The sequence below is a fragment of the Helicobacter ganmani genome, assembly GCF_003364315.1.
Classification (GTDB): Bacteria; Campylobacterota; Campylobacteria; order Campylobacterales; family Helicobacteraceae; genus Helicobacter_D; species Helicobacter_D ganmani.
Genome location: NZ_NXLS01000001.1, coordinates 51,614 through 78,282 on the forward strand (window position 1 = coordinate 51,614; position 26,669 = coordinate 78,282).

Below are 26,669 nucleotides of genomic sequence, written 5' to 3' on the forward strand. Positions count from 1 at the left end.
AATCTTAAAAAAAGTTTTGTGGTGGTATTTCACCATCGCTTTTTAAATGCACGCTTTTAAAAGCCTCATTGTCGCTTTTACGTGGAAGTTGTTTTTGTCTGCCCTCGTAGATTGTCGTGCTAGGATAAGCAATCTGAATATTGGGTTCTTGCAAGATTTCATCAATGATTTCAGAGCTAATGCTACTGCGCAAAGCCAAAGTTGCATAAGCGTTTGTCAGATACCAAACAGAAATGCGGATTCCATTTGGTTCAAGTAAGCTAAAAACTCTCGGTTCTACATTGGTGTTACGCAAACTAAAGCGGTCGCGCATTTTTACAAATTGTTTGCGTGTGCTTTCTGTATAGCCTTTGGCGTATTTTTTGGCACATTCTCTTGCGATATGGCAAGCTCTTTCGTGGTCAGAATCAAAAGTAATCGTAAAATCAATTCCATCCCAAACGGTTTTCATTCCCCCGTGCGTGTAGTTAGAAAACATTGTTGTAAAGACAAAGTTATTGGGAATAAAGATAATGCGTCCTGCTCTGCGATTCTCTCTATAAGTTGTCAAAGTAATATCCTCATAAAGCGTGATTCTAAGCACAGAAATATCTAACACATCGCCGATATAAACAGCACCCTCTTTAATGATTTTGATTCTATCTCCTGCATGCACACAGCCTCCCACGACAATCACAATCCAACCCAAAATGGACATAAAAAGGTCTTTCATCGCAATTGCTAAACCAGCAGAGGCAAATCCAAGCACGGTAACAAGATAACTGACATTATCCAAATAAGCAAAAAGCAGAATCAAAACAATTAGGGTAATATTAAGAAAATTAATTATCTTATTTGTTGTGTAAATGCGTTCGTTGTCGTGAATATATTTGCGCACTCCAAGCTTGATAGAAAAAGCGATTCCAATAAGAATTAGAATCGTGATTCCAATATAAATGCTTTTAATGAATTGCTCTTTAATCTGTGCTTTGAGGCGCACTTTGATTTCTTCCATTTCTTTGGTAAAGATTTCCAAAGTCGTATTGAAAACTTCTTGTGTTGTTTCAAGCACGGTGAGGGCATTGTAATTGATGTGATAAGCTTTGGCAATGGATTCTTTATCTGGAAATAGGCAATAATCAGAATGGCAAACATTGATAAGTTTGTTTGGATTTTGCGTTGTGCTATAAATTTCTAACAATTTGCTTAAGGCTTTATCTTTTTGTTGAATATATTTTAGGTTTTCTTGTAATTTTTCGTAATTGTTGTGCAAAATCGTTAATTCTGAATCAATTTTCTTAATATAAGAATAGGCGCGTGCAATCAGCAAAAGATTTGTAACATTGGGTGCTTCTTCAAGTTTTTTAGCCTCTGTTAGCTCACGAAAAGGAGAATCTTTATAAACTCCTAAAACTTCTTTTTGTTGTTCTAGTGCAGCAAGATTGCGTTCCAAAATACTTAGCTGATTTTGTGTTTCAATACTTTTGGGTTGCTTTTCTAAAGTGTTGATTTCATTTTGCATTTGAATAATATTGAAAATAACTTGTTGGTAGGCTTGATAGTTGGAATATTTTTTTATCCATAAATTGTTAGGATTGTTTAAGAAATTATCTGCTTCTATAATTTGAGAATCTAGCTGTTTGATATTTTTTATTTCTTCTACAATCTCATTACTTATGGCGTTTGTTAGCAAGCAAATGAGAAAGAGAATAAGGAATCTTAAATGTTTCATTTGGCAAATTCACCTAAGACTTCCAAGACAATTTCTTTTGGAATCTCCTCTTTAAAGCATACATTGCCGATTCCATTGGGAAGAATAAATTTGATTTTATCATTTAAGCTTTTTTTGTCTAAAAAGAATGCTTGATAAAAGGATTCTACATTTTGAATTCTATAAGTTGTCGGAATCTGATAATGTTGCAAGAGGGTTAGAATCGCATTGGATTCTGCTTGCGAAAGAAGGTTGAGCTTTAACGCGAGTTGATTTGCCATTATCATTCCAATACCAACAGCTTCTCCGTGCAAATAAGTTCCATAACCGCTTTGTCGTTCAATAATATGTCCAAAAGTATGTCCATAGTTGAGTGCCGCGCGGATTCCGTGTTCTTTCTCGTCCTCTGCAACCACTTTTGCTTTGGTGCTGATTGCTTGATAAATGATTTCTAAAAGTGTGTTTGGATTTGTCATATCGGCATTTTGCAAAGATTCAAAAAGGCTTTTATTAAAGCACACCGACATTTTGATGACTTCCGCCATTCCTGCATTCAATTCGCGTTTGGGCAAAGTTGCCAAGAAAGTGGGATTAATATAAACTGCTTTGGGTTGGTGAAACAAGCCGATGAGGTTTTTGCCAAAATGATTGTTAATGCCTGTTTTCCCACCCACACTAGAATCTACTTGTGCTAAAAGTGTGGTCGGAATCTGGATAAAATCAATCCCTCGCATAAAGATTCCAGAAGCAAATCCCACTATATCACCAATCACACCGCCTCCAAAGGCAATCATCAAAGAATGTCTATCTAAGCGATGATTGAATGCTGCTTCTAGGATTCCATTAATGGTTTCAAAGTTTTTATAGCTTTCTCCATCGGGAATCGTGTGGCAATAAATTTCTTTGGCTTCAAGGTTTGCAAGGAGAGTTTGCAGATGAAGCCCAGCGATTTTAGGATTCGTGATGATAAGGACTTTGCCTTTGTGGGTGAGCTTGGGTAAATCCCCAAAATGAATTGTATAGCTTGGTAAAGTAATGTTTAAAGGATTGGCTTGGGATTCCACTTTAGCGCGCCTTAATAATGATTTAAAAGCGACATTTTAGCAATTTTTTACTTTTTTATTCTTTATGATAATTTAAATCTGATTTGAATTAATGCCTAAAAGATGAAAACTAGGCAAATTTTATTAAAATGCTTGCAGTAAATAATAAGCCCCAAACACTCCAACAAGCATTAAAATAATATCACTGATGATTCCGATAAGGTTTTTATACCGCAATAAAATTGCCTTTTGCATCAAAAGTGCATAGCTCATAAGAATACAGAAATCAAGGAGAATCCATACTGCTACTAGAATGCTTAAACTTGTAAGAATAGAATCGGTGATATGGATAAACTGCGGAAAAAATGCTACAAAAAATAAAATGTCTTTTGGATTGCCTATTGCAATGCCAAAACCCTCTAAAAAGCTAGAGACAAAGGTTTTGTTGGTTTTGGTTTTATTGCATTGCGGTTCGGATTCCTTTTGGGGCTGATTTTGATAGTTTTTCAATGTATGATACAAAGAGCTAAATCCTAAATAAAAAATAAATGCACAACCTGCAATGCTAATAAGAGATAATGCAAAGGGCGAAATTTCAAATGCACCTAAAATTATTGCAATGGCAAAGGTTATCAAGAGCAAAGAGGTAAAGTTTGTTCCTATGCTTGTAAAGAATGCTGTTTTAAATCCATACATTGAAGCATTGCGTATCACAAGCGCAACCACAGGACCGGGTGTCGCAATGAGTAGAAAAACCGCTAGAATATAGGCAAGTAAAATTTCAAACATTAGGATTCCTTTTAGAGATTGTTAAAGGGCATTGTGAAAATGTCTTAAATTTATTTTATCTTAAAATGCCTAAAAGTGATAGATTTTATGCGCGAGGATACGAACTCAATGCAAGCTAAAAGGAGAAAAAATGAGATTTAAAGAGCGCGGTAGGGTTAAATTGAATGATTTTAAATCTTTTTTGGGAGCTACAATCAGCGCATAACCTCCCTTTTTGTCCCTATCCCATATACTATAAAATTCTTTTTTAGAGCTGATATATTCGCCATAGTTTGGGTCAAAGATTTGCAAATAATTGCCTTTGTGGTTGATAATCACTACAAAGTGAGGAAATCTAGGGTCGTTTTCAATCTTTACAAGCATTGGAATCTTTACAAGTTGATTAAGAATCTCTCTGTCCAAAGAATAGGAATTAGCCTTAAAGCCTAGTTTTTGAACCGCTGCTTTCAAATCTGTGAAGCTTACCATATCTGTGTTTAGTTTGCTCTCACTCATTGTTTTTAAGATTTCTAATTCAGTGAAATTGTTTTGATTTAAGATATTTAGTAATGTAGCAAGCGAGGAAGCACCGCAGGATTCCTCATAGCTTTGTCTTATCACTCTTTGATTCTTTATTTCTTGATAGGATTGCACGATAAATTCTGCATTGGCAAGGCTTTGAAGCAAAGAAAAAAGCAGACAAATTCTTATCAAGTTTTTCATCAAGAGATTCTGTATTGCCATTTGCAAACATTAGAGATTGTCATTATAGAATCCTTTAAACCTCTGTATCTAGTCTTTTCCAAGAGGAAGTAAGGAAGTTTTTAAAGTTTTGAATATCAAAGTTTCCTTTACTCCTTTCTCCAAAAAGTATTAAGATTTGTTCTAGCTTCTGCTGACTTTTAATAAAATCTAAAGTGTTTAAAAAGCTCGTATCTTGATAAGTTTCGCTTTTACTTGTTACTTGGATTGGTTTAAATTTTTTGTTTTTACTTCCCAATTCTGTTTCCTCATTGCTATTTTGTTTTTCACTTTGGGATAAAATATTTTCTTTTTCTTTAAGTTTTTTTACAAATTCCTCGTGCCTTTCTTTAAAGTCAAGATATTTTTCTTTAAATTCCTCTAAACTCATACTAGAATCAATCATTTCTTGATATTCTTGCGCGAAACTTAAAGATTCTTTGAATAAGTCTTTATCCCCTGTTGCTTCACTTCTTTTAATATAATATTGCAACGACAACTGCTCCTCTATCGTATTCCAAGAATCATTATTTTCACCAAAAGCACTTTGAATCTTGTTTGCATTCATAAAGCCTTTAAAATTTTCAAGCTCTTTTTCACTGATATTTTTGTCAAGCCCTATAATTTTACCAAGAATCTTAGTTTCTCCCTCTAGGAACTGATTGACATTAAAAAATAAACTAGAATTATTCAAAAACGCGATCAAAACACCACCTTTGGCTATACCATTAGCGTTTTGATACGCATATTTATTAATGCTTACATTGTCGGCTTGGTTAAAAATTGTTTCTGCATTGATTTTGCTAAAACCTCTACTATCAAAGGTATTAAAGGTAAGTAATATTCCGCTCTCATCTTTGTTTAATGCGCTTTGATATTCTGCATAAGTGTAGGTTTGTGTAACATTATAATTGCTATCCATTTTGAAAGCATAGGGCATATTCTCTAACTCTTTGTTAGAGAAGCTCGGGCTTTGGCTTTGTGGAATGAGTTGAGAAAAAGCTTTATACGCATTTGCTAGGCTCTTGGCAATATCCACCTGATTGTGTGTAGCGAGAATATCGCTTCTGTTTTGATGATAATTTACAAAGTTTTCAATGTCCTTTGCATAGATTTTATAATCCTTTGGAATCCCTGCTGCTTCATTTAAATCACTCGTAAAGAATCCCTCACTATCTACACCATAACCTAGCACTTCTTTAACCGCCTCTGTTTTATTGGAAGTCAAATTGTGTTTCTGATTTGCAATTTGATTGGCATTAGAGGTTTGTTGCAATGCCTTATTATCTTGCATAAAATTATCATAATTGCGAGTTTGACTTATAATCATTTAGCACCTCACTTTGCGTTATTTAAGATAATTAAGATTATCTTGCATACCAACCACCAAGATTAGATTCAAATCTTGTTTTAAAATGATTTTGTAGCTCCTTAATTACCAAATTGTTTTTTAAATAAATGCTTGAGGTTGTAGAGCCAAACTTGTAAAGTTGCATATTTGTATCAAGCATTCCGACTTGATAATTAAAAAGAACATAAGGGCGTCCCAAATCGGAAACCTTAATGCTTCTTCTTACTATATAAACAGGGAAAAAGCCTATTGTGTTATTCACAATTTCTGCATAGTCTTGCAATCTTCCAGCACTTGGCGCAGCGCAATTTTCAATGCCTAAACCGCATAAACCCCCTTTTTGTAATTCATTTGCTGTATATAATGCTATTCCATACCATTCATTTCCAGAGCCAAAGTCTGCTACCACATACCCCCCTACAACCTGCTTTTCCTCCTCTGCGCTTAAGAGCCTTACACCCTTACTTGTATCACTTAATGCACCATTGGTTATTTTTGCCAACAAATCCTCTGCCAATGCACCACTTGAAAATAAACTACTCATTACCGCAATACTAAGAATTTTCTTTAACATTGTTTCCTCCTTGTAAAATTATTCTACTTACAACATCGGCTATTTTAACAAAAATTTAAGATTCTCACGAATGATTTATTGAATTTTGGAATAAAAATTGCTACTTTGTTACAATATGGGATATTTTAGATTCGGAGGGTTTAAATGTTTAAGAAAATATTGTTAGGGATTCTAGCTTGTGTTTCGCCACTTTTGGCGTCAGATGAATTGAGTATTGATAGTCTTTTTAAAAAACAAATTGGGCTTAGGAGTATTACAAATGTTTCGCTTCTAAGCTCTGGGAATGCAAACTCTTATACAATGTATCCAAACCTAAGTATTACAGGCGACCCAACGATTTGGAATGATACGAAGCAACTAAGCCTTAATCAAACCTTTATTTATACCTTACACCCGAAATTTGATTTGCTTGTTTCGGGTAATGGAAGCTATGCGAGACAAGAATATACAAACTTTTTCACAGGTGAATATTCTCATAATAACAAATGGTCGTTTAATTCCTTGTGGCTTGGGTTAATCTATACTTTTAATAGTGTTGCGGATTTTGTGCCACAGATTAGCTTTCAAAGTGCAGTGGTGCAGAGGGAGACTTTCGTCAATGAGGATAAAAACTTCTACCTTAAATCCCAAAATCTACAAGCAACTTTGAGAGGATACAGCGACCCTGTGGTTTATGGAATCTATGGGGGATTTGGCTATAATGCAAAGAGGAAGTTTGAGTTTGCAAAGGTAGAATATGGAAACAGCTTTTATGTAGGCGGGGATTTGTCTATTATTTTAAGTCCCAAGATTACTTTAGACTTGGGGGCAGAGCAGAGATTCCAAACAGAGCAAAAGATTAATGGGTACCAAAACTCCGAGATTCGCTCTATCCCCACGCTAAGCATAGGTTCTACTTATAGTGTAAATTCTGATACCGCAGTTTCTCTTAGTGCCTCTTTGGGTGGGAGTTCCGCTGCACCTGATGCTATCTTTGGTCTCACTTTGTGGCAGAAGTTTTAAGGGGATTACTTAAAGTAACAAAGGAGAGATTTAAAAATCAATGAATCAAAAAATAAAGATAAATTTAACCTTTAATCATTATAATGAAGTGTTCATAATCTAAATTTAAGAAAAACGAATGAAAACAAAAAAGATTTTAGGCATTCTTGCAATCTTAGGATTCCTTTCTACCACAACCTTTGCAGAGGACTTTTTAGCAAAATTAACCAATGGTGCAATAAGTGATACGAGTGAGGGCGTAAGACTTCTAAGCGCAGAGGAGGAAAGAGGAGTTGTAGGGGGAGTTTATACCTATGAGAGAGGTCAAGACAAAAGAATCTCAAATTATGGTGCAACGATGAGATATACTGTATATGGACAGCTTAATCTTACAAGGGATAACTTAAATGAAAAAGACAAAATGGCTGTATTGCGCTATGAAAGAGATACTTATAATAAAGGACAATTTGCAGGCTCTAGCAAAGCAGAAAAGTTAGGTAATGCCATTGGGGTTACTTGGGGGAAAGTCAGCGGAGTTTATGTTGAATCTATTTATAACTACTCCAAAAGCGTTTCTTGGAATAATAGATATACCTATTAATGTATTATATACTTTAGAGGGTAGTAATAAGCGTTATCAAGCCTACACAAAAGAAGCAAAAAATGTAGCAAATTTTTATCAATTTTGGGCAAAAAATGCACTAGATTCTAGGAGAAATTATGCGGATAGAAAATAAAGTAGAGCATTTAAACACTTTTGCAAACAATGCAATCAAAAGCAAGGAATCCAATCATTCCTTTGCGGCAATGCTTAATCAATATTCTAACAATTCTCAAGCAATAAATCAAAAAGCAGAGGTAGAGTCTCTAGGTGTTTTTGATTTTAGTTTATTATTGCATAAAAATGTATCCAAGCAAATCAAAGAGACTAAAGAGGAAACAGAATCCAAAATTAGACAATTAGAAGAAGAGCTTTTACAAGTTAAACAAATCCAAGTCCCCACAAGAAATTTACCTGATAAGCCTTTGGAGATATTGGATAAAGCTTGGGAAATCCACAATGCTAAAAACTCTCAAATCCTTAAAATCCAAAAAGAAATTGCCTTTTAAAATAAAAGCGCATTTGGATATTCTTTGGACGAACAGGGTTTTATGGGAGAGGATTTTAATGCTGCTGCTGGGATTCCGCTAGATTACAAGATTCATTACGATACATTAGAGAACATTTATCAAAAAACTATGCTGACAGATTCCATTAGCATACCAGCGGCTTATTCGCAAGTAGATTTTATGCAGACAGCTAAAAACGCCTTTGAATCTTTTAAAAACTTCTATGGCGAGGATTTCACAAAAAGCAATAAAATGCTCTCAAAAGAGGAAATCAATACTTTACCTAAAGGATTCTTTACAGATTATGGTTATCAAAATGTTTTTGCATTAATTCCCACAGAGGAAATGCTCACTCAAATTTATAGTTGGCAGTCATAAACTAGGCATTACAACGCCTAGATTCATTGATTTTTCCACAAAAAATATAGAAAATTATATCTTGTCAAACTTTATACAAGGAGATAAAATCTCGCTTGATGGAATGTTTAATGAGTATTAAGTAGAAATTTTAGCTATTTTAAAGAAGCGGAATATTCACAAGAATGGCTGATTATCAAGCGTATAATAATAAAATCACAGGGCGTAGCGCAACGAACAATACCTTCAACAACTACCTTATTCATTACGACACAGACCAAAGATTCTGGGATTTGTTAAATGGTAAAATCTCTGTGGAATCCCATTTGCAAGAGTTGATAGATTTAGGTTATACGCATAATAATACGATTGTTTGGGACGAGGATAGAGAGCAGTTTGCAAACTTTTTAACACATTTCCTTAAAGTCTTTCAAGAGATTTTAGATTTTCATTCTCTTAATGTTTAAGAACTTCAAACACTAAGCAAACAAGAATCTTACAACACACAAGCCAAACAAACACTTCAAGATTCTAAGGAATCCAAAGATTCCAAACCCTACGAATCCCAAACCAAGCAAGAAAAGATGAATACCTTTTTGAATCATTTGTTAAAGGGGTAGGGTAAGCGGGGGAATCCGCCTAGCTACTGCAAGCAGACTTGCCATTATCCACAGGTTGAATCGCGCTGTTATCTGCTAATTTTTTAGCATTGACTTCCTCTATAAACTCCCATAATTCTTTGGCAGCCTTTAGATATTCTTTAGCAGATTTAGAATCTGGCTTGAAATATACGATTGGCTTGCCATTGTCGCCACCCTCACGCACGATAGGTTCAATAGGAATCTGCGCAAGAGTTCTTGTGTCAAAGTCTTTGGCAACTTGTTCTGTTGTGCCTTTGCCAAAAATATCGTATTCTGTGCCACAACCCGGACAAATAAAGCCACTCATATTTTCTATAATCCCAGCAACAGGAATCTTAAGTTTTAAAAACATATCCAACGCCCTAGCACCATCATCAAGCGCAACTCTTTGTGGGGTAGAAACAGAGATTCCAGCTGTTACAGGAACGCTTTGTGCGAGAGTGAGTTGCGCATCACCTGTGCCCGGAGGCATATCTATCACCATTATATCCAAATCCCCCCACAAAACATCACTTAACATTTGTTCAATTGCACGAATAATCATCGGTCCCCGCCAAATCAGGCTTTGCCCCTCATCATAAAGCACTCCCATAGAAATCATTTCAATGCCAAAAGCTTGCAATGGAATCAGTTTTTTAAGGTTTGGATCAACTTCGGGTTTTTCTTTTTCTAATCCAAGCATTCTTGGCACATTGGGTCCATAAATATCCGCATCTAGCAATGCAACTTTTTTGCCTTGCATTGCCAAAGCAATTGCTAAATTAACACTTGTAGTGGATTTGCCCACGCCCCCTTTACCACTACTTACCATTACAAAGTTTTTAATCTGTGGAGCAAGATTTTTTGTTCCTTGTGGTTTGGATTCCGCTTGTGGTTTAGGTTGCTTGATGTCCAAATTAATCTTTGTAATTCCTCGTGCATTGAGCTTTTGTGTAATGGAATCTTTGAGTTTTTGTGCTACTTCAGCGGACGCAGAGGGAATCTCCACGCGCAAAGCAACAGAATCGCCCTCTACTAGCATTTCCTTAACAAAGCCAAATGTTACAATATCTTTTTCAAAATTTGGGTAGATTACCTCTTTTAATAAATTAACGAGTTGTTCTTGATTCACACATTTTCCTTTTCTTGATGTTGTTCTACGATTTCTTGTGAAATCTTATAGCTGCAAAATTTTGGTCCGCACATTGAGCAGAATTTCGCATCTTTAAATACCTCTTGTGGCAGACTCTCATCGTGATATTCACGCGCTCTATCTGGGTCAAGGGCAAGTTCAAATTGTCTATTCCAATCAAAATTATACCGCGCATTGCTCATTGCGTCATCTCTGATTCTTGCATTTGTGCGCCCACGCGCAATATCCGCTGCGTGTGCTGCGATTTTATAAGCAATGATTCCCTCACGCACATCTTTTGCATTCGGTAGCCCTAAATGCTCCTTAGGGGTAACATAACATAGCATTGCAACACCTTTCCAAGCGGCAATAGCCGCACCAATGGCTGAAGCGATATGGTCATACCCCGCAGCAATATCTGTAACAAGCGGTCCTAAAACATAAAAAGGTGCCTCGTGGCAAAGCTCCTTTTGCAACTCTACATTGCGTTCAATTTCATTCATTGGCGTATGTCCCGGTCCCTCTATCATCACTTGCACATCTTTTTCGTAAGCTCTTGCGGCTAATTCGCCCATTACTCTTAGCTCTTCAAGCTGGGCTTCATCACTAGAATCCGCTAGACAACCCGGACGCAAGGAATCCCCAAGACTTAAAGAGACATCGTAACGTTGGCAAATATCTAAAATGTCATCAAAGGCTTCATAAAAGGGATTTTGTTTGTGATAATGCAACATCCAAGAAGCCATTAAGCTACCACCACGACTGACAATGCCCATTTTACGTTTGGATAGTTTTGGCATATGTTCTAGGAGGAATCCGCAATGGATTGTGAAATAACTTACGCCTTGCCTTGCCTGTCTCTCCATTACTTCTAGCATAGTGTCAATATCTAGCGCATTAATGTCGTTTTTCACATCGTGTAGAATCTGATAGATTGGCACTGTGCCAATCGGCACACTAGAGCTTTGGATTACTGCTTCTCTGATAGAATCTAAATCTCCCCCTGTGCTTAAATCCATAATCGTATCCGCTCCATATTTAATGGAAATTAGTGTTTTTTGCACTTCCTCTTCAATAGAACTTGCAAGTGCAGAACTACCGATATTAGAATTAATCTTAGTGCGCGTTGCGATTCCAATTCCCATTGGTTCTAAATTCGTGTGATTTATGTTTGCAGGTATTATAAGCCGCCCTTTCTCCACTTCTTTACGCACGATTTCGGGACTTAAATGCTCAAGATTGGCGACATATTCCATTTCTTGCGTGATGACACCCTTTTTTGCATAGCGTAATTGCGTTTTGATTTTATCTTTTTCTCTTGCTTTTATCCATGCTTTTCGCATAGAATCTCCTTTGGAAGTTTGAATTCATCATTAGATTCTAAATCTTTAGTTGTAAAAGATATAAAATATCAAAATAAAAATAAAATTTAGCTTTTTTTGTAGATTTTATGGCAAAAACCTCGCAAATCATTGCAAAATCAAGTGATAATGTTTAGAAATAGAATTTATTTTGCAAGCCAAATTTTAGCGATTTTTTCTAGTTTTTCCACGCTATCACTTGCATAGAAAGTTACTTTTGGAGGATTCTCAAAAGACTTTAAAATATAAGAGTTTTGCAGGTATTCCATAATGGCTTCTCCCGAATGAATGAGCAAGGGGTTGTGATGATAATAATGTGAAATGGAATCTGCAATTAAAGGGAAATGTGTGCAGCCTAAAATAATGGCTTCTGGCGTTTGGGAATAGAGGGTAAAGTAATGTTTCATTGTTGATTTCAAGATTTCACCCTCAAAAATGCCTTCTTCCACAATAGGAACAAAAAGGCTAGTGGCAAGCCCAAAAGTGTTATGATAACCCTCAAATGCTAAAAGCTCACTATAAAGCTTGCTTTGAATCGTCGCTTTTGTGCCTAAAATCAAGATTTTGGAAGCTTTATTGGGGATTTTATTTTTAAGTGCTAAAACTCCCGGCTCAATCACACCAACAATAGGATAGGGTGCAACTGCTTGCATAGCTTTCAAGCCATAAGCACTCACGGTGTTGCAAGCAATAACAAGTAAATCCAAATCAAAAGTTTTAAAAAATTCTAGTGCTTCTAGGGAATATTGTGCAATAGTTTCTGCGCTGCGCACACCATAGGGGACACGTGCAGTATCTCCATAATAGATGATTTCGCTGAAGTTGTGGGAATGGATAAGACTTTTTAGGACACTTATACCCCCTGCGCCGCTATCAAATACACCAATTCTTTGTGGAATCATATTTTAATCTTTTGCATCGTTATTCATCATATTTAAAAATTCTTCATTGTCTTTGGATTTTTGCATTTGGGAATAAAGAAAAGTCAGAGCGTCAATCTCATTATTCATTTGATGAATCGCATTGCGCAATACCCAAACTTTTTGTAATTTGTCGCTACCTAAGAGTAATTCTTCTTTGCGTGTGCCACTTTTTAGAATATCCATTGCGGGATAAATTCTGCGCTCTGCAATATGACGCGCCAAGACAATTTCACTATTTCCTGTGCCTTTAAATTCCTCAAAAATCACTTCGTCCATTCTAGAGCCTGTTTCAATCAGTGCAGTTGCGATAATCGTTAGACTTCCGCCCTGTTCAATATTTCTTGCTGCTCCAAAGAATCGTTTGGGTTTGTGCAAGGCGTTTGCATCAACCCCACCACTAAGCACTTTACCGCTGCTAGGTGTAGCAGTGTTATAAGCTCTTGCAAGACGCGTAATGGAATCTAGTAAAATCACGACATCTTTGCCCATTTCTACCATTCTTTTTGCTTTCTCTACGACAAGTTCTGCTACGCGCGTATGGTTGTTGGCGGGCATATCAAAGGTGGAGCTATAAACTTCACCTTTCACACTTCTTTCCATATCAGTAACTTCCTCTGGACGTTCATCTACGAGTAAGACGATCAATTCTACCTCTGGGTGATTTTGGGTGATTCCATAGGCAAGCTCTTTCATTAGCTCTGTTTTACCCGTTCTTGGAGGTGCGACAATCAATGCACGTTGTCCTTTTCCAATAGGAGCAAATAAATCCAACATTCTACCTGTGATTTTAAAGCTATTGTATTCTAATTTGATTTGTTCGGTTGGAAAGAGAGGCGTAAGATTATCAAAAAGTGGGCGATTTTTCATCTCCTCTGGAGATTGATAATTGATTGCTTCTACCTTTAAAAGGGCATAATATCTTTCTTGGTCTTTTGGAGAGCGAACTTGTCCTGTGATAATATCTCCATTTCTTAGAGTAAATCTACGAATCTGTGTGCTACTTACATAAGCATCATTTTGCGAGCCGGAGAAATTTTCATCAATGGCACGTAAGAATCCATACCCCTCACTTGTAATCTCTAAGATTCCTGTAAATAGGATAAATCCACCCTTGCTAACTTGTGTTTTTAAAATCTCAAAAATCAAATCTTGACGCAAAAATTCTTGTGGATTTTCAATACCCAAAGATTTTGCGATTTCTGCAAGTTTATTAATGGATTTTGCGCGTAAATCTTCAATCGTATAGCCCTCAACGGGTGTATGAGTGCGGGTTTTGTGTTCTTTTTTGTTTGAATTGTTTTCGCTCATTTGTCGCCTTAATTTTGTTTAGGATTCCTTGCAAAGAGGTTTCTTGAAAAATTTAAAAATTGTGGAAAAACGGATGTTAAAATCCCTGAAGTCCTTTATGCAGTTCCTTATAACTTCTCTTTGAATGAAGTGATGAGAAAATTTTAATCTAAAAAGATAAACTTGTCAAGATTTAATGTGTTAAATTTCATTGAAAAACACAAGTTGAAAACTTTGATAACTTGAGATAAAAAGTAGAATCCCAAAAAGAATAAAAACGATTCCACAAATTTTATCAATTTTATCAAAAAATGTGTTGTTGATGAATTTTCTAAAAAATACACCCAGCATAATCACAAGAATAAAAGTAAAAAATAATCCACAGAGCAAGACTAAAAGACTAATCTCTAAATATTGATTCATAAAAGGTGTAATAATAACAGCAAAAAAGAGGATAGCTTTGGGATTGGAGAGATTCAGTAAAAACCCTTTGAGAATAAAATCATAAAAGAAAGTTTTGCTTGTTTGTAAATGTAAATGAAAATCAATGGTATTTTTCGGTTTTCTTAAAAGCGCAAAAGCAACATAAAATAAATAGAATCCACCAATACAGCTTAGGATTCCTTGAGATAACGCACCATTTATCAGATGGGCAAAGCCAAAATAAATCAAACTGATAAAAACAAGCCAACCACAAAAAATGCCAAATAAGCTAGAAAAACCAGCCTTAGTGCCAAAACTAATGGTGTTTCTAAGCACAAACAAAATATCCGGTCCAGGTGTCAAAGCACCAATGAAACCGACAATAAAAAGCGTGCTAAGTTCTAAGATTAGAGATTCCATTAAAAGTAAGGGAAGTTTTTTGGAATCTTTGAGCTACTATCGTGCATAATGAGTGTTTCTAAAACCGCCATACGAATTGCGACACCATTTGTTACTTGTTCTAATATTTTACAGCGTGGGTCTTTTAGCATTGCATCACTAATATCAATATTGCGATGCACAGGTCCGGGGTGTAACAAGATAATATCGCGATTACCAAAAATTTCTTGCGTAATACAATAATCACTTGCATAGTCTTTTAAGCTTGAATATATCGGGCAATCGTGCCGCTCTGTTTGTGTGCGCAAACTCATCACTGCATCAACTTCATCAATGACTTCTTTTAAAAATAAGCAATGGCGCAAGGAAGTTTTCGGAATAAAATGCGGAGGACCTACCAAAATCACTTCCATTCCAAATCTGCCTAAAAGTTCAATGTTGCTATTAGCCACACGCGAATTACGAATATCACCCACAATCGCAATTTTTTTACCCTCTAGGTTGCCCAAATGTTTGCGTAAGGTAAGCAAATCTAAAAGTGCTTGTGTTGGGTGCGCGTGCGCGCCATCGCCTCCATTGATAATAGAGCAAGAAACATATTGAGAAAGAATGTTTGGCACGCCAGAGTTTCTATGTCGGACGATAATTGCGCTTGGATTCATTGCATTGAGATTTGCTGCGGTGTCAAAAAGCGTTTCTCCTTTTGCAGTAGAGCTACGAGAGACATCTAAACGCACCACACTTCCACCTAATCTTTTAGTTGCAACTTCAAAGCTAGAGAGCGTGCGGGTAGAGTTTTCAAAAAAGATTGTAATAATAATATGCCCATTTAAGCTATTTCTAGGTTTAGATTCTAAAAAGCTTTGAGCTAAATCCAAAATTTGTTCCACTTCGTTTTTATTAAAGTCTTTAGTTTCTAAGAGATGTCGCGCCATAATCCAACCTCGCAAGTCTTTATAAAGTCTAAACAATAAAATTATAAATTTATTTTGCTTTAAGTTTCCTTTGCGGTTATATTATTTGGAGTAAGATTATGCTAAAATGCGAAAGTTTTATGAATTTCAAAGGTAATCTTGATGAATATAGCAATGATTGGCACAGGATATGTGGGATTAGTAAGCGGGACTTGTTTTGCCGAAATGGGAAATAGAGTTGTTTGTGTAGATGTGGTAGAATCCAAAATTGCACAACTCAAATCCGGTGAGATTCCTATTTATGAGCCGGGTTTAGAAGAACTTGTAAATAAAAACTATCAAAATGGTAATTTATATTTCACTACTTCCTTACAAGAGGCATTAAAAAATTGTGAAATTGTATTTATCGCAGTAGGCACACCTATGGGTGAAGATGGCAGTGCGGATTTACAATATGTGCTTCAAGCCGCAAAAGAAATTGGCGAAACAATGGAATCGCAACTTATTGTCGTAGATAAATCCACCGTTCCAGTTGGCACTGCACAAAAGGTTCAAGTAACGATTAATGAAGCGCTTAAAGCACGTAAGAAAAAGATTCCATTTGGAGTTGCAAGCAATCCAGAGTTTTTAAAGGAGGGAGATGCGATTAATGATTTTCTTAAGCCAGACCGCGTTGTCATTGGTGCAGAGGAAGAGTGGGTAAAGGAGCGTTTAAAAGAGCTTTACGCTCCTTTTTGCCGTAGTCGCGACAGATTTATTGTAATGGATATTAAAAGCGCAGAGATGACAAAGTATGCAGCAAACGCAATGCTAGCAACGAAAATTAGTTTTATCAATGAGATTGCAAATATTTGCGAGGCGGTGGGCGCAAATGTAAATGATGTTCGTGTTGGAATCGGGAGTGATAAGCGCATAGGATATAATTTTATTTATCCGGGTTGTGGCTATGGGGGGAGTTGTTTTCCAAAAGATGTAAAAGCTTTATCAAGAATTGCATTAGAAAATGGAATGAATCCTAAGGTGATTTGCGCAGTAGAACAAGTCAATTATGAGCAAAAGCGAATCTTGGGTAAAAAAATCGTGCAGCATTTTGGCAATGATTTAAGTGAAAGGCAAATTTGTGTTTGGGGGCTTAGTTTCAAGCCAGAAACAGACGATATGCGTGAGGCAACTTCTATTGTTCTCATTAATGAATTAATTGCACGCGGTGCGGTGGTAAAAGCATATGACCCTAAGGCAATGCAAGAAGCGCAGCAATTTTATCTCAAAGGGATTCCAAATATTTTATATGCCAAAAACAAATATGACGCATTAGAAAATTGTGATTGTCTCGTGCTAGTTACAGAATGGAAAGAGTTTAGAAGTCCGGATTTTTTGGAAATCAAAGAGCGTTTGAAAACACCTATCATTTTTGATGGACGCAATCAATACAATGCCAAAAGACTTAAAGAGCTCGGCTTTACTTATTATGAAATCGGTGTTCAATTATGTGTCTAAAGCATTTGTTGCGATTCTTTTTTGGTGGAATCTTAATCGGTATTTTATTGATTTTGAATGGTTGCACTAAAATGGAATCTTTGAAATCTAAATTAATTCCCTCTAAACCTGAAGAATCTTATATTCAAGCAACACGCAAAAGTGAGCTAGTCTTTGATGAGATTACGCGGATTGTTTTAATTGCGGTGCATTTAAATTCCTATGATGAGAAAAATTATCTACACGAAAATGGAGAAGTATTTTTTGTAGATGTGTATCAAAGCGAGCAGAATTCCTTAGGATTCTTGGAAAACGGCTATCATTTGACTTTAAGCAATGGAGAATCCCCAATAAAAATTACCCGACTGCAAAGCAAAGATTTACAGGGGTTAATGAAGCAAAATGCTATGCGTTGGGGGGAATACTATTTGGTTAAATTTGCGCCGCAAAATAAACGCATACAAGATAGTTTAACACTCGTGTTAAGCCACCCAAAATTTGGTGAAAATTTCTTAAAATTTGGCTTTAAAGGCTTAAGTAAAGAGGATTTAAAAGGAAAGTAATTGCAAGATTTGCAAACTATACAAAAAATACGATTGGATATTGCTTGTGTGAAATTAGGTTTATGTGAATCACGCAACAAGGCACAAAGTCTCATCAAAAAGGGTAAAGTTTGCGTGAATGATAAAGTATGCAAGAGGGTTTCTTGTGAAGTTTCCTCTTGCGATTCCATTTCCTTTTTAGAATCTTTGTGCTTTGTGAGTCGTGCAGGGGAGAAACTGCATTGTTTCTTGGAATCCAATCCCTACTTAAAGCAGAATTTTCATCGGTTGAATGCCCTAGACATAGGCGCAAGCACGGGCGGATTTAGCGAAGTGTTGTTAAGATTAGGTGTGGAATCTCTCGTGTGCGTAGATGTGGGGAGCAATCAGCTGCATAAGAGTTTAAGAGAGAATCCGCGCGTGAGATTCTATGAGCGCACAGATATTCGTAATTTTGCGAGAGAAAATCAAGCATTGCAAACTTTTCCGCTTGTGGTTTGCGATGTTTCTTTTATTTCTATCAAGGATATTTTAAGTGCAATCAAGGCATTAGCAAGTGGGCTTTTGATTTTGCTTTTTAAACCACAATTTGAAGTGGGAGTGGAAGCAAAACGCAATAAAAAGGGCGTGTTAATGGAATCAAAAAGCGCGAAAGTAGCATTAGAGCAGACACTTGCGCTTTTGGAAAATAAGGGCTTTAGGATTCTAGTTTGTGAGGAATCTAAAGTGAGAGGAAAGGAAGGAAATGTTGAGTTTTTTATCGCTTGCCAAACAGCCAAGCCTAGCGCGTAATATCACAAGTCTTGCGCTTGGGAAATTTGATGGAATGCACAGCGCACACCAAGTTCTTTTTGAAAAATTAGGCGATAAAGGCGCGATTTTGTGCATTGAAAACAATCAAGGCGAGTTACTACCTCAAAAATATCGCGCATTTTATGCTTCCTATCCGATTTTTTCACTACCTTTAGAATATGTCCGCAGCAAAAGCGACAAGGAGTTTGTAGAGTTTTTGTTGGAGATTCTGCCTAATTTAGAATGTTTGGTTGTAGGATATGATTTTCGTTTTGGCAAGGAGCGGCATTACTATACTTTTGACTTGCAAAAGAGATTTCAAGGGAGAGTAATTGTGGTTGATGAGGTGTTTTATAAAAAACTCTCTGTGCATAGCGGGTTAATCAAAGAGTTGTTGATTAATGGTAATTTAAAGCAGGCAAACAAACTGCTAGGGCGTCCCTTTGAGATTCGCGGTGGAATCGTGCGGGGGCAGGGGATTGGTGCAAAGGAACTTGTCGCGACCATTAACCTGCAAAACGATGGATTTTTGCTCCCAAAGGAGGGAGTGTATGCGGGGTTTGTGCAATTAGGCGCACAAAGTGCGGAATCCCTAAAATATCCCGCAGTAATTTTCATCGGTAATCGTCTAAGCACGGATAAATCTTTTGCGATTGAGGGGCATTTGCTTGGAATGAAGCTAGAGGTGCAGCAAAAGGAAGCGGGATTCTTTCTTGTGAAATACTTGCGCGAAAACAAGCATTTTGAGCATTTAAGCGAGTTAAAAGAGCAGATTCAGCGAGATATTCAACGGGCTTATAAGGCTTTGAAATGTGAAAATAGAGAATCCAAAGAGAATGTGGAGAATGCAAGCGATACAAATAAGAGATTCCAAAGTCGCAATAAAGTCATAGAATCGCAAACGCCAAAGGAATAAACAATGGATAAGATTTTTACAGAGAATCCTCAAAAACAATTTGAATTTGACGCTAAAGTTGCGGGCGTGTTTGATGATATGGTAAGCCGTTCAATCCCTTATTATAAGGAAGTTTTAGGGCTTTGTGCAGATTTTACGTTAATGTATTTAAAGCCCGATTCTACCTTGCTAGATTTAGGCACAAGCACAGGGGCAATGCTCGTGGAAATAGCTTCTAAGGCGGAGTTTCCGCTGAATCTCTATGGAATAGATAATGCAGAATCTATGTTAGAGATAGCACAGAATAAATTAAGTGCGTATGAAATGTGTGCAAACCTCATCTGTGGCGATATTTTGGAAGTAGATTTTCCTAAAAGTGATGTGGTAATAGCGAATTACACTTTGCAATTTATCCGCCCGCTTCAGCGCGAAAAGTTGGTGCAAAAGATTTATGATTGTCTCAATCCTAAGGGTGTTTTCATCGTCTCTGAAAAGGTAATGGTGGAGCATAAAGAGCTAGATTTTAAGATGATTCAATATTATTTAGCAAACAAAAAGAAGCAGGGATATAGTGATTTTGAGATTGCTAAAAAGCGTGAGGCGTTGGAGAATGTGCTTGTGCCTTATAGTGAGGCAGAGAATCGCGCAATGTTTTTAAACGCGGGATTTTCTTGCGTGGAGACGCTTTTCCGCTGGGTAAATTTTGCGAGTTTTATTGTGATGAAGGGGTAGGAATGGTGAAAGAATATTTTTATTCAAAGGGGAATGAGAATGTTAAACAAAGATGAAATAAAAACCTTGAAAGAAATAGAATCTAAATACTATATGCAACCTATGATTGTAAAAATCAATGTGGATATTTCTACTAAAACATTGAGTTTGCAAGAAATTTTTAATCATCTCTATGGTTATCTTGTAGATTGCAAAGATGAGGTAGGGAATCTCATTCAAAAAAGAATCCAAAAAGGTGAGATTAAAGACGCTTCACAAGCGAGAAAAAGTATCGCTGGAAGTGCGTTTTCAAATCTCATTGTTTGGGTGTTTCTTAAAAATAAAGAACAAGGCAGCATAAAACAGAATATTTTTATTACTTCTAAAATTTCTTCTATTCCACAATGGCAAGATTTATTTTATATCAAAGTAGGAGAGGAGACACAAAAGCCTGATGTAGATTTAGTGATTTATAGTTTAGATTCTAATGCGAAATTGCATAAAAGTTTAATATTATCCCTTAAGACTTCTTTACGAGAGAGAGCTGGACAAACTTATAAGTGGAAGCTTTTAATGGAGATTGCCAACACAGAATCTAGTATTAAAGAAAAATATGATATTTCTTACAATCCTCCCATTTCACCGCTTGTATGTTTCGCTACTGTGAATTTTTATAATGAAATTAATAATCCTCAACATAGAGGAATGTTTAAATTTTTTGATTGTGCTTTTATTGGCAAAAATATACAAACGGGTGATTTTATTAAGCCCTTAAGTTATCTTATTGATTATATTGGCGAGAATCTTCAATGACACTTTTAGAAAAATCTTATCTTAATGCAGGATTTGTATCAGAATACAACCTTAAAGATTCTAAAGAACAATATCCAGCTATTTATAATTCCAAATACGACTTTTTAGGGCAGTCTTATGCATCAATGTATCCTAATTTGCATAAATATCCCGCAACAATGCTTCCTCAAATTGGGCTTGAATTGCTTAAGGAATTTAAAGCCAAGAAAAGTAATCTTTTAGACCCATTTTGTGGGAGCGGAAGCAGTTTTGTGAGTGGTTTAGAATATGGGATTAAGCATTTTATGGGTTTTGATTTAAATCCTCTAGCAATAATGATTTCAAAGGCGAGAATGTCTTATATAGAATATTCCTATCTTATTAAAGAAAAAGAGAAACTCTTGCATCACATAGAATCTAAAAATGAATCGCCTTTAGATTCTAATCCCCTAACAAATATCACAAATCTTGATTTTTGGATAGAGAAAAATGCACAGCGGGATTTAAAACTGATTTTTTCTTATCTTAAAAATTTAGAGGACAAAAGTGTGCAAAATCTCTTTATACTTGCTTTTAGCGAGACTTTGCGGGAATGTAGCTATACTCGCAATAATGAATTTAAACTCTTTAGAATGAAAGATTATGAAAATTATAAGCCCAATGTGTATGCTATTTTTACCAAAAATATAGAATCTCTCGTGAGAGATTATTTGCAGTTTTATCAACCCAAATTGCAAAAAATTAGTCTTCATCTTAGTAATACAAATTTTCAAAATTCAAAGCAAAAATTTGATACCTTGCTAACAAGCCCACCTTATGGGGATTCTAGAACCACTGTGGCGTATGGACAATTTAGCACTTTTATTAATGAGTGGCTAGGCTTTAAAGATCCCAGGAAGTTAGATTCTAAACTTATAGGTGGAATAAGGGCTAAAAAACTTTATGAGACAGGTTTAATTAAAGATTATATTTTGGAAATTTCTACAATAGATAAAAAAAGGGCTTTAGAAATTTCAAGTTTTTATTTTGATTTAGAATCTAGCATTCAAAACCTCATAGATTCTATAAATCTTGGTGGCAAAGTGTTTTTTATCGTGGGCAATCGTAGAGTAAAAAATATAGAACTTCCTACCGATAGATTTATCGCTGAAGTTTTTTGCAACAATGGCTTTACGCATTTACAAACCATTAAGCGAAAAATTTCTAACAAATCAATGCCACTTCAAAATTCCCCAACAAACAAAGCTGGGGTTCTCTCACGCACAATGAATGAGGAATACATTGTAATATGCAAGAAGAGGGATTTAGGAAAATGCAAAAATCATATAGAGATAAAATCGCAAATTGCAGAAATTAAATGATAAGGATTCCAATGCAAACAAACAAAACAAAGAGTATAGAGGTTTTAAAGCAGCTCATCACTTATCCCACAATCACGCCGCAAGAATGTGGAATCTACGCGTATATTAAAGAGATTTTACACGATTTTGAGGTTTTGGAGTTTGACAAAGAGAGAGTAAAGAATCTTTTTTTGTATAAGGATTTAAGTGCGCAAAATGCAGAATCTCATAGGAGCAAAAAAACACATTTGTGCTTTGCGGGGCATATTGATGTTGTGCCACCGGGCGAGGGTTGGGCGAGTGAGCCTTTTAGCCCCACCATAAAGGAGGGATTCCTCTATGGCAGGGGTGCGCAGGATATGAAAGCGGGGGTGGCGGCTTTTTTGTGTGCGATTCGGGAGTTTGTGGATTGTGTGGAATCGCAAAACTTACAAGCCTCTACTAAGGGCGCAAATGCGGAATCGCAAAACACAACAAGCGAAGTTTCAGACTATGGATTACCACAACTTGATGAATCAAGTCTTGCAACGACACAAGAGCAGGATTCTAGCGATTCTACAAGATTACAAGGCTTTAAGGGGATTTTATCGGTGCTTCTTACAAGCGATGAGGAGGGAGCGGCGATTTTTGGGACAAAATATACTTTAGAATGCCTTAAAGAGAGGGATTTGCTGCCTGATTTTGCAATCGTTGCCGAGCCTACAAGCGTGGCGAAATTTGGCGATATGATAAAAGTCGGAAGACGTGGCTCTATCAATGGAATCTTAAGAGTATTTGGCAAACAAGGGCATGTGGCGTATCCTAAAAAATGCGTGAATCCTGTGGAGCTGATTGCGCCCTACCTTTCACAAATCGCAGGATATGAGCTAGACAAAGGAAGTGCGGAGTTTGAGCCAAGTAAGCTTGTGATTACGGATATTCGCGGGGGGTTGGAAGTCGTGAATGTTACGCCTAATGACTTAAAAATAATGTTTAATGTGCGAAATTCTACGCAGACAAGTTTAGAGGATTTGCGCCAATATTTAGAAAACTTACTCTCCAAGATTCCGCATTCTTTGGAATTAAATCAAAGTTCTAAGCCTTTTTTGACAAACAAACAAAGCCGCATTGTGCAAAGAATCGCAAAGGTTTTAGAATCCAAAAACGGCTTTGCTCCGGAGTTTAGCACAAGTGGTGGCACAAGTGATGCGCGGTATTTTGCGGAATATGGAGTGAGCGTAGTGGAATGTGGCGTGTGCAACGATAGCATTCATTCCATTAACGAGCGTGTGCGTTTGAGTGAGGTAGAATCGCTCCAAAATGTTTTTTTGACTTTGTTAGCACAATGGAATCTCTAAAACAATATAAATGTGCCTTTGCGAGAAATGAACGTAGTAAATGACAAAGTAAGCCATAATCATATAAAATCTCGTCTGTAAAAGACGCAGTAGCAAATGCAAAACTTACCCGCAAGGACGCAGGTGAGTTATTTCTTTTGCTCTTGCTGTGCAAGCAATTTTTCAATTTCTGCGATTCGCTTGGAATCGTTTGGGTGAGTAGAGAGGAAGTCAGAAGGGTTTTTCTCGCCATTTTTTGACATTTTCTGCCAAAAGCTAATAGCGGCTTTGGGATTGTAACCTGCTTTTTGCATTAAAAGAATACCCGCTTTATCCGCTTCTAGCTCGTGAGAACGACTAAAAGGCAACATTACGCCTACATTGCTTCCTATGCTGTAAGCTTGATTGAAAAGATTGCTATATCCAGGTGCTGCAGAACCTATGATAACCCCCAATAATCCCCCTCCGATTTGTTGAAGCGTCTGCATACTCATTCGTTCTGCTCCGTGTCGCAGAATCGTGTGGGCAATCTCGTGAGATAATACGACAGCAAGTTCATCATCACTTGCAACAAGGGGCATTAATCCTGTATAAACAAACACCTTACCCCCAGGCAAACAAAAGGCATTAACTTGCTCGTCCTCTAAAAGATAAAATTCCCAAACAAAATCCGGACGCTCCGCGACATCTGCGATTCTTTGTCCAACGCGCTGAATCATTTGTGCTTGTTTTTGGTTATTGCTGACTTTGGATTGTTGTAAAACTTGTTTTGCACTTTGTTCTCCTAATGCGATTTCTTCTTGGCTATTCAAAAGCATTAATTGCGAACGATTTGTAAGAGCAGTAGAAGAGCAGGCACTAAAAGACATGCAAGCTATCAAAGCAATGAAACTGCACAATAAATGTTTTCTCATAAATTCTCCTTAGTGCAATTTGTGAAATATTGAAATATATTGTATAAAAATTCTGCTAAAATTAAATAAAGACTTAATATTTGATTGAATTTGATTTAAATCGGATTTATTTTTGAGAAAAAATTGTAGAATTACTCTTGAAATCAAATGATTAAAAGGCGGAATTTGAATGCCAAGTCTGCAAAATAAGGAGAAATAATGTTTATTTTAAATAATCTAAAAGTTGGGGTTAAATTAATTTGCTTGATGTTAATTCCTCTGATTACCCTAATTGCCTTTTCGCTTGTTTTAGTCAGCGAACGTTATCGGATTGCACAGGAATCTGCGTTGCTAAAGCATGGTGTAACATTAGCAACTAAGATTTCTCTCGTGATTCACGAATTGCAAAAAGAGCGCGGAACTTCGGCTGGATTTTTGGGTTCAAAAGGTCAAGACTTCAAAGAGGCTCTACAAAATCAACGAAAATTAAGCGACGAAAAAATCAAAGAATTGCACGATTTTTTGCAGGAGTTTAATTTGCAAACTTATCCAAAAAATATTCAAGATTCTTTAAAAATTTCTCTTGATAGAATGGGGCAAATCAATGGGATTCGGCAGGGAGTGGATTCCTTAAATGTTAAAGTGGGAGATATTTTGGGTTATTACACAGGCACGATTGCTTCTAATATTCAATCCATTGTGGAAATTATCAATATTAGCACAAATGACCAAATCACAAGGAATCTCCTCGCCTATGTGAATTTTTTGAATGCAAAAGAAAATGCAGGACAAGAACGCGCCGTGCTTTCTAATACCTTTGGAGCGGATAAGTTTGCAGCAGGTATTTATAATCGTTTTATCGCTTTAACGATTGCGCAAAATATTTTCTTAGAAGATTTTAAACGTTATGCAAGTAGCGGAGATTATCAGTATTATCTTAAAATAACTGAAGATAAGAGTTTTTCTGAAGTGGAAAGAATGCGTAAAATTGCAATGGAACATTTTATAGATGGGGGATTTGGGGTTAAAGCAACTTATTGGTTTGGCACTATTACACAGAAAATCAATCTACTAAAAAATGTTGAAGATAGATTAGCAAAAGGCTTAATGGAACAAATTACAAAGATTGAAAAAGCAAATTTTTTTAGCTTTTGGTTTATGCTTAGTATTGCAAGTGTTGTAGTAATCCTTACTTTGGTAGTAGGTTATTTGATTGCGCATAGTATTACCTTTAGGATTCGTTTAATGCGAAAATATCTAGTTGAATTAAAGAATACAAAAGACATCAGTAAAAAATTTGTGGTTACAAAAAGTTCCGATGAAATAGGCGTAATCCAACAAGCAATGAATGATTTTCTTGAGGCAATTCGGCAAATTTTCTTACAATTAGCTCCACAAAGCAAAGAAAATTTGCAAACTTCCAAGAATTTGCTTGATAGTGCTAAAGAAGTTTCAGGACGCACACAAGAGGGGTTTGAGTTGTCCAATCAGACGGAAATAACTGGTAAAGAAGTAGGGAAAAAGCTAGAGGATAATATCCAAAAAACCAATGCGACAATGCACGATGTGCTTGCGGCAAAAGAGGAATTAGACAATGCGTCCCATACGATTGCGAATTTCACCCAAAACATCTCACAAGACGCACAAATGCAAGAAGATTTGGTGCATAATGTTTCTTTGCTAGACAAAGAAGCGCAAAATATTAAAGGAATCTTAGGCGCGATTGATGATATTGCCTCGCAAACGAATCTTTTGGCTTTGAATGCTGCGATTGAAGCGGCGCGTGCGGGAGAACACGGCAGAGGATTCGCTGTGGTGGCTGATGAAGTGCGACAACTTGCAGAAAGGACGCAAAAGTCTCTTAACGAGATTGACGCAATTATCAATACAATCGTGCAGTCTATCAGCGGAGTAAGTAGTCAAATTACACAAAATGCAAAAAGCTTTTATCATATTGTAGAAGAATCACAAAGTATTCAAGAAACAATTTCCTCTGTGGTAGAAAAAATCAAAATTATCAGCACTCTAGCGCAAGAAACGATTGACAGCTCTTCAGTGCTAAGTAAGGATACTGAAATGCTTTTAGAAAACAATAAAACGCTTAATCAAAATCTTCAAGGAATCGCAAGTGAGATGAATAGAATCTCATCAGTTTCTAATGAGTTAGAAAGCCGAGCGGTAGAAATGGAGAATAAAATTAATGAATTTAGGTTCTAAAAAGGATTTGCTTGAAAGATA

27 protein-coding genes and 1 pseudogene are annotated in these 26,669 nt (G+C 36.4%); 14 read left to right on the plus strand and 14 right to left on the minus strand.

Going from position 1 to position 26,669, the window contains the following annotated elements:
- Positions 1 to 4 precede the first annotated feature (4 nt).
- From CQA43_RS00280 to CQA43_RS00305, 6 genes are all read right to left on the minus strand, one after another.
- A complete protein-coding gene (locus tag CQA43_RS00280; protein ID WP_115550627.1) occupies positions 5 to 1,711 on the minus strand; it encodes a mechanosensitive ion channel family protein in 1,707 nt (568 codons plus the stop codon).
- Positions 1,708 to 2,754, minus strand: a complete 1,047-nt coding sequence (gene aroB, locus CQA43_RS00285) for a 3-dehydroquinate synthase (protein WP_115550628.1) — start codon at positions 2,752 to 2,754, stop codon at positions 1,708 to 1,710. The genes CQA43_RS00280 and aroB overlap by 4 nt, the downstream gene beginning before the upstream one ends.
- 123 nt (positions 2,755 to 2,877) lie before the next feature.
- Positions 2,878 to 3,522, minus strand: coding sequence for a LysE family translocator (locus CQA43_RS00290; RefSeq protein ID WP_115550629.1), 645 nt, complete (start codon positions 3,520 to 3,522; stop codon positions 2,878 to 2,880).
- A 105-nt stretch (positions 3,523 to 3,627) separates the two neighbouring features.
- Complete coding sequence (locus tag CQA43_RS00295; protein ID WP_115550915.1) at positions 3,628 to 4,224, minus strand: C39 family peptidase; 597 nt, start codon at positions 4,222 to 4,224, stop codon at positions 3,628 to 3,630.
- A gap of 55 nt (positions 4,225 to 4,279) precedes the next feature.
- On the minus strand, positions 4,280 to 5,572 hold the full coding sequence (locus tag CQA43_RS00300; RefSeq protein ID WP_115550630.1) for a Cj0814 family flagellar-dependent secreted protein: 1,293 nt from the start codon (positions 5,570 to 5,572) through the stop codon (positions 4,280 to 4,282).
- 37 nt (positions 5,573 to 5,609) lie between these two features.
- Entirely contained in the window at positions 5,610 to 6,167 is a 558-nt protein-coding gene (locus CQA43_RS00305; RefSeq protein WP_115550631.1) for a bacteriocin, read from the minus strand.
- Positions 6,168 to 6,311: 144 nt separating this feature from the next.
- Here CQA43_RS00305 and CQA43_RS00310 point away from each other — a divergent pair, with 144 nt between their 5' ends.
- The 5 genes and pseudogenes from CQA43_RS00310 (at position 6,312) to CQA43_RS00330 (ending at position 9,082) form a co-directional block, all read left to right on the plus strand.
- Complete coding sequence (locus tag CQA43_RS00310; RefSeq protein WP_115550632.1) at positions 6,312 to 7,169, plus strand: hypothetical protein; 858 nt, start codon at positions 6,312 to 6,314, stop codon at positions 7,167 to 7,169.
- A 118-nt stretch (positions 7,170 to 7,287) separates the two neighbouring features.
- On the plus strand, positions 7,288 to 7,749 hold the full coding sequence (locus tag CQA43_RS00315; protein WP_115550633.1) for a hypothetical protein: 462 nt from the start codon (positions 7,288 to 7,290) through the stop codon (positions 7,747 to 7,749).
- Positions 7,750 to 7,868: 119 nt separating this feature from the next.
- A complete protein-coding gene (locus CQA43_RS00320; protein WP_115550634.1) occupies positions 7,869 to 8,258 on the plus strand; it encodes a hypothetical protein in 390 nt (129 codons plus the stop codon).
- Positions 8,259 to 8,273: 15 nt separating this feature from the next.
- Positions 8,274 to 8,636: pseudogene (locus tag CQA43_RS00325) on the plus strand (Cj0814 family flagellar-dependent secreted protein); the annotation flags it as partial.
- Positions 8,637 to 8,800: 164 nt separating this feature from the next.
- A complete protein-coding gene (locus tag CQA43_RS00330; RefSeq protein ID WP_115550636.1) occupies positions 8,801 to 9,082 on the plus strand; it encodes a hypothetical protein in 282 nt (93 codons plus the stop codon).
- 12 nt (positions 9,083 to 9,094) lie between these two features.
- Here CQA43_RS00330 and CQA43_RS09810 read toward each other — a convergent pair whose 3' ends face one another.
- From CQA43_RS09810 to CQA43_RS00360, 7 genes are all read right to left on the minus strand, one after another.
- A complete protein-coding gene (locus CQA43_RS09810) occupies positions 9,095 to 9,220 on the minus strand; it encodes a hypothetical protein (RefSeq protein ID WP_281270086.1) in 126 nt (41 codons plus the stop codon).
- Between the two features lie 34 nt (positions 9,221 to 9,254).
- A complete protein-coding gene (locus tag CQA43_RS00335; protein ID WP_115550637.1) occupies positions 9,255 to 10,367 on the minus strand; it encodes an Mrp/NBP35 family ATP-binding protein in 1,113 nt (370 codons plus the stop codon).
- Positions 10,364 to 11,710, minus strand: coding sequence for a phosphomethylpyrimidine synthase ThiC (gene thiC, locus CQA43_RS00340; protein WP_115550638.1), 1,347 nt, complete (start codon positions 11,708 to 11,710; stop codon positions 10,364 to 10,366). Before thiC ends, CQA43_RS00335 begins: the two co-directional genes overlap by 4 nt.
- A gap of 164 nt (positions 11,711 to 11,874) precedes the next feature.
- Positions 11,875 to 12,630 (minus strand): glutamate racemase, encoded by a 756-nt coding sequence (gene murI, locus CQA43_RS00345; RefSeq protein WP_115550639.1) that lies wholly within the window; start codon positions 12,628 to 12,630, stop codon positions 11,875 to 11,877.
- A gap of 3 nt (positions 12,631 to 12,633) precedes the next feature.
- Positions 12,634 to 13,959: a transcription termination factor Rho gene (rho, locus tag CQA43_RS00350; protein ID WP_115550640.1), complete on the minus strand. Its 1,326-nt coding sequence runs from the start codon at positions 13,957 to 13,959 to the stop codon at positions 12,634 to 12,636.
- A gap of 180 nt (positions 13,960 to 14,139) precedes the next feature.
- Entirely contained in the window at positions 14,140 to 14,781 is a 642-nt protein-coding gene (locus CQA43_RS00355) for a LysE family translocator (RefSeq protein WP_115550641.1), read from the minus strand.
- Complete coding sequence (locus CQA43_RS00360; protein ID WP_115550642.1) at positions 14,781 to 15,695, minus strand: aspartate carbamoyltransferase catalytic subunit; 915 nt, start codon at positions 15,693 to 15,695, stop codon at positions 14,781 to 14,783. The genes CQA43_RS00355 and CQA43_RS00360 overlap by 1 nt, the downstream gene beginning before the upstream one ends.
- Before the next feature lie 141 nt (positions 15,696 to 15,836).
- On the opposite strand from CQA43_RS00360, the gene CQA43_RS00365 reads away from it, so the two are divergent.
- Genes CQA43_RS00365 through dapE form a run of 8 tightly spaced genes read left to right on the plus strand, consistent with a single transcriptional unit; the run spans position 15,837 to position 23,559 of the window.
- The gene (locus CQA43_RS00365) at positions 15,837 to 17,171 is read left to right on the plus strand and encodes a UDP-glucose dehydrogenase family protein (protein ID WP_115550643.1); all 1,335 of its coding nucleotides are present in this window, start codon (positions 15,837 to 15,839) and stop codon (positions 17,169 to 17,171) included.
- On the plus strand, positions 17,162 to 17,713 hold the full coding sequence (locus CQA43_RS00370) for a hypothetical protein (RefSeq protein WP_115550644.1): 552 nt from the start codon (positions 17,162 to 17,164) through the stop codon (positions 17,711 to 17,713). Before CQA43_RS00365 ends, CQA43_RS00370 begins: the two co-directional genes overlap by 10 nt.
- Positions 17,714 to 18,484: a 23S rRNA (cytidine-2'-O)-methyltransferase TlyA gene (tlyA, locus tag CQA43_RS00375; protein ID WP_245944163.1), complete on the plus strand. Its 771-nt coding sequence runs from the start codon at positions 17,714 to 17,716 to the stop codon at positions 18,482 to 18,484.
- Positions 18,438 to 19,400 (plus strand): bifunctional riboflavin kinase/FAD synthetase, encoded by a 963-nt coding sequence (locus tag CQA43_RS00380; RefSeq protein WP_115550645.1) that lies wholly within the window; start codon positions 18,438 to 18,440, stop codon positions 19,398 to 19,400. Before tlyA ends, CQA43_RS00380 begins: the two co-directional genes overlap by 47 nt.
- A gap of 3 nt (positions 19,401 to 19,403) precedes the next feature.
- Positions 19,404 to 20,111 carry a carboxy-S-adenosyl-L-methionine synthase CmoA gene (gene cmoA / locus CQA43_RS00385; protein WP_115550646.1) on the plus strand — a complete coding sequence of 236 codons (708 nt, stop codon included), beginning with the start codon at positions 19,404 to 19,406 and terminating at the stop codon, positions 20,109 to 20,111.
- A gap of 39 nt (positions 20,112 to 20,150) precedes the next feature.
- On the plus strand, positions 20,151 to 20,903 hold the full coding sequence (locus tag CQA43_RS00390; RefSeq protein ID WP_115550647.1) for a BsaWI family type II restriction enzyme: 753 nt from the start codon (positions 20,151 to 20,153) through the stop codon (positions 20,901 to 20,903).
- Complete coding sequence (locus tag CQA43_RS00395) at positions 20,900 to 22,243, plus strand: modification methylase (protein WP_245944164.1); 1,344 nt, start codon at positions 20,900 to 20,902, stop codon at positions 22,241 to 22,243. Before CQA43_RS00390 ends, CQA43_RS00395 begins: the two co-directional genes overlap by 4 nt.
- Before the next feature lie 11 nt (positions 22,244 to 22,254).
- Positions 22,255 to 23,559 (plus strand): succinyl-diaminopimelate desuccinylase, encoded by a 1,305-nt coding sequence (dapE, locus tag CQA43_RS00400; protein WP_245944165.1) that lies wholly within the window; start codon positions 22,255 to 22,257, stop codon positions 23,557 to 23,559.
- A 128-nt stretch (positions 23,560 to 23,687) separates the two neighbouring features.
- Here the strand turns inward: dapE and CQA43_RS00405 are convergent, their stop codons facing one another.
- Positions 23,688 to 24,452, minus strand: coding sequence for a M48 family metallopeptidase (locus CQA43_RS00405; RefSeq protein ID WP_115550648.1), 765 nt, complete (start codon positions 24,450 to 24,452; stop codon positions 23,688 to 23,690).
- A 198-nt stretch (positions 24,453 to 24,650) separates the two neighbouring features.
- On the opposite strand from CQA43_RS00405, the gene CQA43_RS09815 reads away from it, so the two are divergent.
- The gene (locus tag CQA43_RS09815) at positions 24,651 to 26,648 is read left to right on the plus strand and encodes a methyl-accepting chemotaxis protein (RefSeq protein ID WP_115550649.1); all 1,998 of its coding nucleotides are present in this window, start codon (positions 24,651 to 24,653) and stop codon (positions 26,646 to 26,648) included.
- Positions 26,649 to 26,669 lie beyond the last annotated feature (21 nt).

Excerpts from the sequence above, each read along its gene's own strand:
- CQA43_RS00305 (WP_115550631.1), bottom strand. The coding sequence starts at position 6,167 with ATGTTAAAGAAAATTCTTAGTATTGCGGTAATGAGTAGTTTATTTTCA.
- cmoA (WP_115550646.1), top strand. The coding sequence starts at position 19,404 with ATGGATAAGATTTTTACAGAGAATCCTCAAAAACAATTTGAATTTGAC.
- CQA43_RS00330 (WP_115550636.1), top strand. The coding sequence starts at position 8,801 with ATGGCTGATTATCAAGCGTATAATAATAAAATCACAGGGCGTAGCGCA.
- CQA43_RS00290 (WP_115550629.1), bottom strand. The coding sequence starts at position 3,522 with ATGTTTGAAATTTTACTTGCCTATATTCTAGCGGTTTTTCTACTCATT.
- CQA43_RS00295 (WP_115550915.1), bottom strand. The coding sequence starts at position 4,224 with ATGAAAAACTTGATAAGAATTTGTCTGCTTTTTTCTTTGCTTCAAAGC.
- murI (WP_115550639.1), bottom strand. The coding sequence starts at position 12,630 with ATGATTCCACAAAGAATTGGTGTATTTGATAGCGGCGCAGGGGGTATA.
- CQA43_RS00405 (WP_115550648.1), bottom strand. The coding sequence starts at position 24,452 with ATGAGAAAACATTTATTGTGCAGTTTCATTGCTTTGATAGCTTGCATG.
- CQA43_RS00310 (WP_115550632.1), top strand. The coding sequence starts at position 6,312 with ATGTTTAAGAAAATATTGTTAGGGATTCTAGCTTGTGTTTCGCCACTT.
- CQA43_RS00390 (WP_115550647.1), top strand. The coding sequence starts at position 20,151 with ATGTTAAACAAAGATGAAATAAAAACCTTGAAAGAAATAGAATCTAAA.
- CQA43_RS00315 (WP_115550633.1), top strand. The coding sequence starts at position 7,288 with ATGAAAACAAAAAAGATTTTAGGCATTCTTGCAATCTTAGGATTCCTT.
- CQA43_RS00380 (WP_115550645.1), top strand. The coding sequence starts at position 18,438 with ATGTTGAGTTTTTTATCGCTTGCCAAACAGCCAAGCCTAGCGCGTAAT.
- CQA43_RS00300 (WP_115550630.1), bottom strand. The coding sequence starts at position 5,572 with ATGATTATAAGTCAAACTCGCAATTATGATAATTTTATGCAAGATAAT.
- CQA43_RS00355 (WP_115550641.1), bottom strand. The coding sequence starts at position 14,781 with ATGGAATCTCTAATCTTAGAACTTAGCACGCTTTTTATTGTCGGTTTC.
- CQA43_RS00320 (WP_115550634.1), top strand. The coding sequence starts at position 7,869 with ATGCGGATAGAAAATAAAGTAGAGCATTTAAACACTTTTGCAAACAAT.
- thiC (WP_115550638.1), bottom strand. The coding sequence starts at position 11,710 with ATGCGAAAAGCATGGATAAAAGCAAGAGAAAAAGATAAAATCAAAACG.
- CQA43_RS00395 (WP_245944164.1), top strand. The coding sequence starts at position 20,900 with ATGACACTTTTAGAAAAATCTTATCTTAATGCAGGATTTGTATCAGAA.
- CQA43_RS09815 (WP_115550649.1), top strand. The coding sequence starts at position 24,651 with ATGTTTATTTTAAATAATCTAAAAGTTGGGGTTAAATTAATTTGCTTG.
- rho (WP_115550640.1), bottom strand. The coding sequence starts at position 13,959 with ATGAGCGAAAACAATTCAAACAAAAAAGAACACAAAACCCGCACTCAT.
- CQA43_RS00280 (WP_115550627.1), bottom strand. The coding sequence starts at position 1,711 with ATGAAACATTTAAGATTCCTTATTCTCTTTCTCATTTGCTTGCTAACA.
- dapE (WP_245944165.1), top strand. The coding sequence starts at position 22,255 with ATGCAAACAAACAAAACAAAGAGTATAGAGGTTTTAAAGCAGCTCATC.
- CQA43_RS00365 (WP_115550643.1), top strand. The coding sequence starts at position 15,837 with ATGAATATAGCAATGATTGGCACAGGATATGTGGGATTAGTAAGCGGG.
- CQA43_RS00360 (WP_115550642.1), bottom strand. The coding sequence starts at position 15,695 with ATGGCGCGACATCTCTTAGAAACTAAAGACTTTAATAAAAACGAAGTG.
- CQA43_RS09810 (WP_281270086.1), bottom strand. The coding sequence starts at position 9,220 with ATGATTCAAAAAGGTATTCATCTTTTCTTGCTTGGTTTGGGATTCGTA.
- CQA43_RS00370 (WP_115550644.1), top strand. The coding sequence starts at position 17,162 with ATGTGTCTAAAGCATTTGTTGCGATTCTTTTTTGGTGGAATCTTAATC.